Origin of the sequence: Vibrio sp. 10N.222.46.A1, from assembly GCF_041473595.1 — a bacterium.
Taxonomy (GTDB): domain Bacteria; phylum Pseudomonadota; class Gammaproteobacteria; order Enterobacterales; family Vibrionaceae; genus Vibrio; species Vibrio tasmaniensis_A.
Window position 1 is genome coordinate 1 of sequence record NZ_JBFRSN010000408.1, and the last position, 7859, is coordinate 7859.

General features: G+C 43.8%; 8 protein-coding genes. 5 read left to right on the forward strand and 3 right to left on the reverse strand.

Annotated features, from left to right (window positions below; genetic code table 11):
* The 5 genes from AB4496_RS12790 to AB4496_RS12810 form a co-directional block, all read left to right on the forward strand.
* Nucleotides 1-920 (forward strand): cytochrome c-type biogenesis CcmF C-terminal domain-containing protein (locus tag AB4496_RS12790; protein ID WP_372131089.1); only part of this gene is annotated, 920 nt, incomplete at its 5' end.
* A 5-nt stretch (nt 921-925) separates the two neighbouring features.
* A complete protein-coding gene (locus AB4496_RS12795) occupies nt 926-1477 on the forward strand; it encodes a DsbE family thiol:disulfide interchange protein (RefSeq protein WP_009848522.1) in 552 nt (183 codons plus the stop codon).
* Nucleotides 1474-1962: a cytochrome c-type biogenesis protein gene (locus AB4496_RS12800; RefSeq protein ID WP_009848521.1), complete on the forward strand. Its 489-nt coding sequence runs from the start codon at nt 1474-1476 to the stop codon at nt 1960-1962. The genes AB4496_RS12795 and AB4496_RS12800 overlap by 4 nt, the downstream gene beginning before the upstream one ends.
* Entirely contained in the window at nt 1962-3182 is a 1221-nt protein-coding gene (ccmI, locus tag AB4496_RS12805) for a c-type cytochrome biogenesis protein CcmI (protein ID WP_009848520.1), read from the forward strand. Before AB4496_RS12800 ends, ccmI begins: the two co-directional genes overlap by 1 nt.
* A gap of 118 nt (nt 3183-3300) precedes the next feature.
* Complete coding sequence (locus AB4496_RS12810) at nt 3301-4086, forward strand: VacJ family lipoprotein (protein ID WP_009848519.1); 786 nt, start codon at nt 3301-3303, stop codon at nt 4084-4086.
* A 130-nt stretch (nt 4087-4216) separates the two neighbouring features.
* Here AB4496_RS12810 and AB4496_RS12815 read toward each other — a convergent pair whose 3' ends face one another.
* The 3 genes from AB4496_RS12815 to AB4496_RS12825 all read right to left on the reverse strand — a co-directional run.
* Nucleotides 4217-5491, reverse strand: a complete 1275-nt coding sequence (locus tag AB4496_RS12815) for an outer membrane protein transport protein (protein WP_009848518.1) — start codon at nt 5489-5491, stop codon at nt 4217-4219.
* A 296-nt stretch (nt 5492-5787) separates the two neighbouring features.
* Entirely contained in the window at nt 5788-7056 is a 1269-nt protein-coding gene (locus AB4496_RS12820; RefSeq protein WP_009848517.1) for an outer membrane protein transport protein, read from the reverse strand.
* A 297-nt stretch (nt 7057-7353) separates the two neighbouring features.
* The coding region (locus AB4496_RS12825) for a DUF3379 family protein (RefSeq protein ID WP_372131091.1) at nt 7354-7859 on the reverse strand (506 nt) is incomplete at its 5' end.

Genomic DNA, 7859 nt, shown 5'->3' on the forward strand with positions numbered 1-7859 from the left:
CGCTACTCGGCAACAACATCCTATTGATTGCTGCACTTGTGGTTGTGTTAGTTGGTACCTTGCTGCCATTAGTTCATAAACAGTTAGGCTTGGGCTCGGTATCTATCGGTGCACCATTCTTTGATATGTTGTTCTTCTGGTTAATGATCCCGTTCTCGTTCCTATTAGGTATCGGTCCACTGATCCGTTGGAAACGTGATAACCTATCTAAGCTCGTTAAACCTATGCTGATCTCAGGTGTATTCTCACTGGGCTTAAGTGCGCTAATGGTTACGATTTTGGCTGACCGTTTCAGCGGTACCGCTTTTGCCGGTTGGGTAATGGCATTCTGGATTATCTTCATGCATGGCTTTGAGCTTCATGAGCGTGCGACACACCGTCATACATTCCTGAAAGGCCTGACTAAGCTACCTCGTAGCCACTGGGCGATGATGTGTGGTCACATTGGTTTGGCCGTGACAGTGATTGGTATTGCGATGGTGCAAAACTACAGCATCGAACGTGACGTACGCTTAGCACCAGGTGAAAGCTACCAACTTGAAGAGTACAGCTTCCTGTTTACAGGAGTTCGTGACAAAGATGGCCCTAACTACGATGGTTACATTGCTGACTTTGAAATTACCAAAGAAGGCAAATACATCAACACGCTTCACGCTGAAAAACGTTTCTACACAACCGCTAAGTCGATGATGACAGAAGCGGCGATTGATCGTGGCGTAACGCGCGACCTTTACATCGCAATGGGTGAGCGTTTAGACGACAATAAATCTTGGGCTGTGCGTATCTACTACAAACCATTTGTACGTTGGATCTGGGCTGGTTCTCTGATTATGTCGATTGGTGGTGTTATTGCTATCAGTGACCGTCGTTACCGCTTCCGTAAGCCAACGAAAAAGTCTACTAAAGAGCAGGAGGCTTAATTCGAATGAACAAGAAGATTTTATTCATTCCATTGATTGCGTTCATGGTTCTAGCTGGAATCTTTGCGACTCAATTGATGCGTAACCAGTCGGGTGATGACCCGACTAAACTTGAATCGGTATTGATTGGTAAGCCAGTACCTGAGTTCGGTTTAGAAGACTTAGAGCAACCGGGTAAGTTCCATGATCAAGCTATCTTTAAAGGTGAGCCACTGCTTCTAAATGTGTGGGCGACTTGGTGTCCTACTTGTTATGCAGAGCACTCTTACTTGAATAAGTTAGCGGGTCAAGGCGTTAAGATTATTGGCCTTAACTACAAAGATGATCGCAATAAAGCGGTAGGTTGGTTAAAAGAGCTGGGCAATCCATACTTGATCAGCCTGTTCGATGGTAACGGCATGCTAGGTCTTGACCTTGGTGTGTATGGCGCTCCAGAGACTTTCCTCATTGATGCTAACGGCGTAGTTCGTTATCGCCATGTTGGTGACGTGAACCCAACTAACTGGGCATCGACGCTTGAGCCGATGTACCAAGAGTTGTTGGAGGAAGCGAAATGATTAAGAAGACACTGATTGCTCTATTCGCTACATTTGCTATTTCGGCGACTGTTTCTGCTGCGCCTATCGAATTTCATGAATTTGATACCGTTGATCAAGAGCAGCAGTTCAAAGAGCTAAGCAACACGCTGCGTTGCCCTAAATGTCAGAACAACACCATTGGTGATTCGAACGCAGAGCTTGCGGTTGATTTACGCCAAAAAGTGTATGAAATGACAAAAGATGGCAAGTCGAAGCAAGACATCATTGATTACATGATTGCTCGCTACGGTAACTTTGTTACTTACAACCCACCACTCACATTAGCCACATCAATCCTTTGGGTTGGTCCGTTTGCGGTAGTCGTGTTTGGTTTCGGTTTGATCATTTTACGAAGCCGAAAGTCAAAGTCGAAAGCAGTAGAGTCAGATAAAGACTGGGATGCAGACAAAGAAGCTCGTTTAAAAGCGTTACTCGATGAAGAGAACGACGGAGATAAGAAGTAATGACTCTATTTTGGATTTCTACCATTATCCTTTCGCTAGCAGCTATTTTCTTAATTGTTCTGCCCTTCATAAATAAGAAGGCGAACAATGATGAAATGCTTCGCGACGAGTTGAACAAAGCATTCTATAAAGATCGTCTCGTTGAGCTCGAAGTAGAAGCAGAAGAAGGCCTTGTTGATAACCAACAAGAGCTGATCGCTGATTTGAAACAGTCTCTACTTGATGATGTACCTGCGCAGAAAGAGATGAAGAAGACCCAAATCTCAACATTGGGCGTCGTAGTACCATCTATTGTCCTAGTCGTGGTTGTTACATATGGTATGTACTTTCAGTTTGGTGCTTTGGATAAAGTCCAACACTGGCAAGAAGTGAGTTCAAACCTTCCTGAGTTGTCTAAAAAGCTAATGTCATCGGAAGGTGGTGCATTAACGGATGATGAATTAGAAGATTTGACTCTGGCACTTCGTACTCGTCTGCACTATCAACCAAAAGATTCGACAGGTTGGTTACTATTAGGTCGTATTGCATTGGCTAACCGCGACGCGGAAACTGCGAAAGATTCGATGCAAAGAGCTTACAAGCTTGAGCCAAAGAATGAAGATGTTCAGCTAGGTTATGCACAAGCATTGATGCTTTCACCTGATGATGCGGATCAAAACCAAGCTCGTTTAATTTTGAGCCGTTTGATTCAAAACGACTATGTTGATCTTCGTGTGTTCTCGTTGCTAGCGTTTGATGCGTTTGAGCGTCAAGACTACCCAGGTGCTGTTAAGTACTGGAGCATCATGCAACAGATGATTGGTCCACAAGACAGTCGCTATGAAATGTTGTCGCGCAGTATTGAAAGTGCACAGAAGAAAATGGGCAATGCTATGGGCGTTGACCAAGGTAAAACTGTTGCTGTAACGCTTGAGTTATCTGGTGATGTGAATGCTGCCCCTAGTTCAGTGTTAGTTGTATCAGTGCACAGTGCTGACGGCTCACCAATGCCGATTGCTGCGGCTCGTTATCCGCTAGGAACTTTCCCTCGTACTGTCGTTCTTGATGATGGCAACAGCATGTTGGAAGGGCAGAAGTTGTCCAGCCTTGAAACTCTAATGGTTAGAGCTAGGCTTGATACAGATGGTAACGTTTCAACTCGAGACGGTGATTGGTACGGTGAAAGTGAAGTGGTTGAACTGGGTGCCCCAGTTACCATTGATATCAATAAGCAATATTAATCATTACTTTGCATAGGTGTTAGCTATTCCGATTTATTAAAAAACGGTATAGACTTACGCAACCAATTGAGGCCAGCGATTGCTGGCCTTTTTTATTATTCCTTATGGAAAAGGTGATATGTCTATCAGTGTTTTAAGACTTTCGAGTTTACTCTTCATCGCAAGCTTAACGGTAGGTTGTTCGAGCGTACCAGATGAAAGCAATGGTGGTGATAACCTCGAAACCTCTGAATATGTCGAAGAGTCCCATCCGAACGACCCTTTTGAAGGTTTCAACCGAGCGATGTGGGATATCAACTACGAGTATCTCGACCCTTATTTGGTTCGACCTGTTTCTCTTGCCTATGTTGACTATACCCCTGTACCAATTCGCTCTGGTATTTCCAATTTTTTAGCCAACTTAGATGAGCCATCAAGTATGCTCAACAATCTCATTATGGGTAATGGTGGGAAAGCGCTTGATCATTTCAATCGTTTTTGGATTAACTCTACCTTTGGTCTTCTTGGTCTGATTGATATTGCTAGCGAAGCGGGGATCACCAAATATGACGAAAAGTCGTTTTCTGATGCGATTGGTCATTATGGGGTAGGGAATGGACCGTATTTTATGCTGCCGGGATATGGCCCTGTGACGACCCGACAAGTAACAGAGCAAGTGGATAGCTTATATGTACCTTTGTCTCTGTTTACCTTTTGGGCAAAGTTAGGGAAGTGGGCCTTTGAAGGTATGGAAACACGTGCTCAGTTGGCCTCGCAAGAAGCCTTATTAGATGACTCTCCAGATCCATATGCTTTGACTCGTGATATTTACATCCAACGTCAAGATTTTAAAGCTGAGATCGAGCCAGAAGAGGTTGATCTTGAGGAGGAAGATTTCATTGATGAGTATCTCGAAGATTACTAAATACAAAGCTTAGATAAGCAGATAAGAGAAAGGCTCGATGTTAATTCAACATCGAGCCTTTTTAATGTTTTCTACTTTTCTACTTTTCTACCTTTCGGTAAGAAGGTAAGTAGATAATTAGGTAACTAGCCTAGAAGCGGTAGTTAGCTTGGATACCGACTAACCAGATGCTGCCTGTCACTTCGCCTTCGAAGCTACCACCAAAGTAATCTGCTTTTGGATCTTTTTCATGCATTTTCGCGTCTTTCGCTAGAATGTAAGTGAAGCCTGCATCCAGAGTTAGCTGTTCAGACCATTGGTAGCCCGCACCAATACTTAACCAAGTGCGGTCTGTTTCTGGGATCGTCGCAGTACGGTGCTCTTCGCTTACCGCTGAAGTATCGTAGGCAATACCAGAACGTAGTGCTAGTTTAGGTGTCATTTGGTAAGTAGTACCGATTGCAAAGCGGTAGTTGTCTTCCCAGTTCTCTTGCTTGATCTCTACACTTTTTTCACCAGGGAAATCAGCAACAAGCTCTTTAAAGCTGCTCCAGTTTGTCCAGTTAATACTCGCGTGAACCGCTACAGTGTCTGTCAGCTGGTGGAAGCTAGCAAGTTCAGCTGTTGCCGGAAGAGCGAGATCCATTGAACCACTTTTGTGTGCTTCTGGGTTTTTAGGGTTGAAACCAAAACCTTTAGCGTAACCTTCTAGAGTTAGATCTACTTCTGATTTGTAGGTGAAGCCTAGGCGGTTGTCTTCATTAATATCCCAAGCGGTACCAACTTGCCAGCCCCATGCCTTGTCATCACCTTCCATGTATTTCAAAGAGGTACCAGACTTCACTGGAATAAGAGAGTTTTTAGTTGATACTGCGCCAAAGCTACCTTCAGCTATGATGTAACGTACGCCACCACCAATAGAAACACTCTCTAGCACTTGGTATGCAGCATTCAGGTTCAGCTCCATAGTAGTCACACTTGCTTCGTTACCATGGTTTGCACCGCCGAAGTCTTTACCTAGGTCCGTAGCCATGCCGTAGTTAGTACCAGCAGCAAAGCCTAACGCAAATTTTTCGTTGTACTTATGAGAAACATAAAAGTTTGGAATAAAAGCACTGTGCGCGAAGTCACTAGAGTTAGATGTTGTTTTTCCGCGAGGAGTTGTAGAAGTCCCTTCAATATCAATATTTGGGTCAACGTAGATACCACCCACAGAAACCTGTGTGCCCTCTAGGTAAGTCAGCATAGCAGGGTTACGCCATTGCGCGTCTGCACCGTCAGCCATTGCTGCTTCACCAGCGTAAGCACGACCTAAGCCTGTTGCTGAGTATTCTGCTAGTTGAAAACCTGCCGCGTTAGTGACGGTAGAAGTCGAAAGTAATCCTACTGCCACTGCAGCAGATAGAAGAGTTTTATTCATTTTCATTATTATGTTCACTGAATCATAAGTATTTAGTGGCGTGATTCTACTTTTAGAGTTATTACTTTAAAAATGAAATTCGAATAAAACAGTGTTTTAGGGATTAAATGAGCAAATGTGTTTAATTATTAGAGAAATCATCTAAATGTTTCGGCTGTGTTGCGAAGTTTGAGCGTACACCTGTAGCTGTATATTTGCTCTGCAGGCTACAGTTGTAAGCTTAAATTTAGGTTGGTCAGTGGTTTAGGAAAACAAAAAAGGGTCGCACAATGCGACCCTTTGGGATTATAGCTAACTTTATATTAGAAGCTGCGGCTGTACTGAAGACCTAATAGGATTGCATCAGCATGTGTCGTCGCTGTTAGTGGTGTACCTGAAGAGGTTTCTGAAACCTTCACATCGTCACCTAACAAGTATGTAAAGCCGAAGTCTACGTTTGAAGCAGTGTCAATGTGGTAAGTGAAACCAGCAGAGAACCACTGACGGTCTGAATCCGGAACAGAGATAGATGTCAGTTCGTCTTGCGCACTGGTGTCATACATGTAACCGGTACGCAGTGTCCACGTATCGTTTAGGTAGTAAGTACCACCAATTGCGTAGTGCCAACCATCTTGCCATTTGTATTCTTTATTGTAGCTACCATTTGCCCCACCAACTGGTGATGTTGCTAGATCTAAGTTTCTAAATTCGATCTGGTCGAAGTCACCCCAGCCGATCCATTGTACAGAGTAGTGAACTGCGAACTTAGTATCTTCAATTTTGTGGAAACCAGAGAATTCAGCGATGTCTGGTAGTGGTAGCGTGATTTCTTGGCCCTTGTCATCTTTAGCGGTGATTTCAGGGCTATAACGGTACGCTAGACCAAAACGGTTGTTTTCATCTAATTCGTAAACGGTACCAACATTAAAGCCAACAGCCCAACCATCAGCTTTGTCGACGTTTAATAAAGAGGTGCCTGCCGGTGGAATTCCCTTAGATGGATTTCCTTTACCAAAACCAGCACCAGCGGTACGTTTCATCGTACCTTGACCATAAATAAGGTCTAAACCTGCACCGAAGCTCCATTGGTCGTCTAGTCGGTAAGAACCAGCAAGACCAAAGTTAACGCTCTTAACATCAGTTAAGCCGCCGTACTCAGCTGCCGGATAGTTGTCGTCAAACTCTGTTTTAGTACCGAAGTTTGAGTAGGCATTGATACCCCAAGCAAATTTATCATTTACTGGAACGATAAGGTGGATGTTAGGCGCGATTGATGTGTCACCTACATCATCAGTATTATTTACTGGCACTTGACCACCAACGTAGTTAACGTCGTTGACTTCAATCATTGAAGTGATGCTTTCAAAACCAAGAGATAGCTCAGTTTTATCAAATAGTGCCATTGCTGCAGGGTTACGTGCCATTACTGACGCGTTATCTGCGATTACTGCATCACCAGCAAAAGCACGGCCGATGCCTGTTGCTGATTGTGCGTTAAGTTGGAAACCTGCTGCCATCGCTTGCGAAGACGCCAGTGTAATTGTTACTGCTAAAAGAGACTTTTTAAACAGACGCGTGTTGTTGGTAGTCATTCATTTATTCCTTTATATATCCGCCTCTACAGGGCGATTAATTTGAGCAATTGCTCAATGTTGGCTGATCCTATTCGGAAGTATACGATATACAAATCCGACCATTGGAAATTTTGAGGGTAAAATTATGGAAATGACGCCTATCTGGCACGAAAATGGAGAGAAATGCTGTTTTTTAGAGTTTTAACTCTAGAGGTATTGGTGTGGTGAATGGTTTTGCGATTTATTGATAAATAAAGCCCAGCAATATCAGTGGTATACTTGCTGGGCCTTTTGTTACGGGGCTTTGAGAGCAAATTAGCTCATTGGTTTGATCATTTTTGTCAGCTTTTCGGCGATTTTAGAGACATCCTCGCCATCTTCCCCTACAAGGATCAAACTGCTGCCATCGATCGGTGTTACCGAGCCTGACATGCCTTTTTCATCAAAGTCGATAGACTTGTCAGTCGGAATGCCAGTTAAAAACAGCGTGACTTTGCCTTTTTCGCCTTGGAAAACCATGTGCATTGCGTTGGATTTGCCAAAACCACAGTGGTTCAGGTAATAGACGTGGTAAGGGAAGGCTTCATCAAACTGAAAAGCAAACGGGTTCATTTTTGCGTTGATTTGTTGAGATGATACATTTTCATCAAGTGCACTAACGAAGCTCTTTTCATCAACAACATGTTTCATTGCAGTATCCGCCAAGCTTGCTTGAGCTGGAGATACCAACGCGTTGCTCCAGTTGACTTGACCAACCAATAAACCTGCAACGAATGCCACAGAAGCAGCCATTGCCATCGCTCGTCGAGCAAACGTAGGCC

Coding starts and splice junctions, on each gene's coding strand:
- ccmI (WP_009848520.1), top strand. CDS start 1,962: ATGACTCTATTTTGGATTTCTACCATTATCCTTTCGCTAGCAGCTATT.
- AB4496_RS12820 (WP_009848517.1), bottom strand. CDS start 7,056: ATGACTACCAACAACACGCGTCTGTTTAAAAAGTCTCTTTTAGCAGTA.
- AB4496_RS12800 (WP_009848521.1), top strand. CDS start 1,474: ATGATTAAGAAGACACTGATTGCTCTATTCGCTACATTTGCTATTTCG.
- AB4496_RS12795 (WP_009848522.1), top strand. CDS start 926: ATGAACAAGAAGATTTTATTCATTCCATTGATTGCGTTCATGGTTCTA.
- AB4496_RS12815 (WP_009848518.1), bottom strand. CDS start 5,491: ATGAAAATGAATAAAACTCTTCTATCTGCTGCAGTGGCAGTAGGATTA.
- AB4496_RS12810 (WP_009848519.1), top strand. CDS start 3,301: ATGTCTATCAGTGTTTTAAGACTTTCGAGTTTACTCTTCATCGCAAGC.